Raw genomic sequence first — 1,678 nt, forward strand, 5'->3', positions numbered from 1 at the left:
TTCCTCGACTACTTCGACGCGCTGCTCGGCTGGGAGCCGTACCGCGCCGCGCAGTACGGCATCCGCCACCACTGCGCGCTCGCGCTCAACCCGAAGGAGGCGAACGATCCGCGGTGCGCGGGCGTGTTGGATGAGCTGCCGCGATACCTGCTGAAGGACTCGGTCGTCGCCGTCGGCGAGGTCGGCTACGACTCGATGACGGCGGAGGAGGAACGGGCCTTCGAGGCCCAGCTCGCCCTGGCACGAGTTAATGATCTCCCGGTGCTCGTGCACACTCCGCATCGGGACAAGGCCGCGGGCACCCGCCGCACGCTGGACGTGGTGCGGGCCGCGGGCCTCGCTCCCGGGCAGGTGCTCGTCGACCATCTCAATGAGCTGACCGTCGGCATGGTCGCGGACTCGGGCTGCTGGATGGGATTCTCCATCTACCCCGACACCAAGATGGACCCGGACCGGATGGTGACCGTCCTCAAGGAGCACGGCACGGACAGGATGCTCGTGAACTCGGCCGCCGACTGGGGACGGAGCGACCCGCTGAAGACGCGCGAGGTCGCCGACGCCATGTTCGCGGCAGGCTTCGGCGAGGACGACGTGGACCAGGTGCTCTGGCGCAATCCGGTGACCTTCTACGGGCAGAGCGGCCGCCTCGACCTCGAGCCGGGCTCGCATGCCGGCCCGGACCATGCCGGCAACACGATCAAGCGGGGGTGACCGTGCGGCTACGTCATCCGGACGGCTCGACGATCCACCTCGCCTACTGCACCAACGTGCACCCGGCCGAGGATCTCCCCGGCATCCACGGTCAGCTGTCCGGCGTCGCCACGCGGGTCAGGCACCTGCTCGGCGTCGAACGGCTCGGACTCGGGCTGTGGCTGTCCCAGCACGCCGCCGCGGACCTCCTCGCCCGGCCCGAGGAGGTCACCGGACTGCGCGAGCGGCTGGCCGCGCTCGGGCTGGAGGTCGTGACCCTGAACGGGTTCCCCTACCGCGGCTTCCACGACGAGATCGTGAAATACCGCGTCTACCAGCCCGACTGGGCCGACGCGGAGCGCCTGCGGTACACGCTCGGGCTGGCCGAGATCCTTGCCGCGTTGCTGCCGGACGACGTCACCGAGGGCACGATCTCGACGCTGCCCCTCGCCTGGCGCACCGCATGGACACGGGACAAGGCGGCTGCGGTCATGGCCAATCTCGACGCGCTCGCCCAGGGCCTGCGGGCCCTGACCCACCGGACCGGCAAGATGATCCGGGTGGGCTTCGAGCCGGAGCCCGGCTGCATCGTCGAGGTCACACCCCAGGCGACCGCCCTGCTGAGCGACGTGGACCACGACTACCTCGGCCTGTGCCTGGACGCCTGCCACATGGCCGTAGGCTTCGAGGAACCCGGCGCGGGCGCCCGCACCGGGCTGCCCATCGTGAAGCTCCAGGCGTCATGCGCCCTGCAAGCCCCGCCGGGAGCACAGCAGGCGTTGGCCGCGTTCGACGAGGCCCGGTTCCTCCACCAGACGCGCTCCGCCACCGCATACGCCGACGACCTGGGCGAAGCCCTGGCCGGCGGCCTGCCCGCAGACGAAAGCTGGCGCGTGCACTTCCACGTCCCGCTGCACGACGACCCGCCCCCTCCGCTCACCACCAGCGCCCCCTACCTGCGCGACCTGCTCAACGTGCTCCTCGGCGG

2 protein-coding genes are annotated in these 1,678 nt (G+C 70.9%); both read left to right on the forward strand.

What is annotated here, in order from left to right; translation table 11 throughout:
* On the forward strand, window positions 1-711 hold a 711-nt coding region (locus ACWEPL_RS65225; RefSeq protein WP_452443091.1), incomplete at its 5' end, for a TatD family hydrolase.
* Window positions 712-713: 2 nt separating this feature from the next.
* Window positions 714-1,678, forward strand: a 965-nt coding sequence (gene eboE / locus ACWEPL_RS65230) for a metabolite traffic protein EboE (protein ID WP_452443092.1), incomplete at its 3' end; no start/stop codon positions are given.

This window comes from Nonomuraea sp. NPDC004186 (assembly GCF_053603495.1).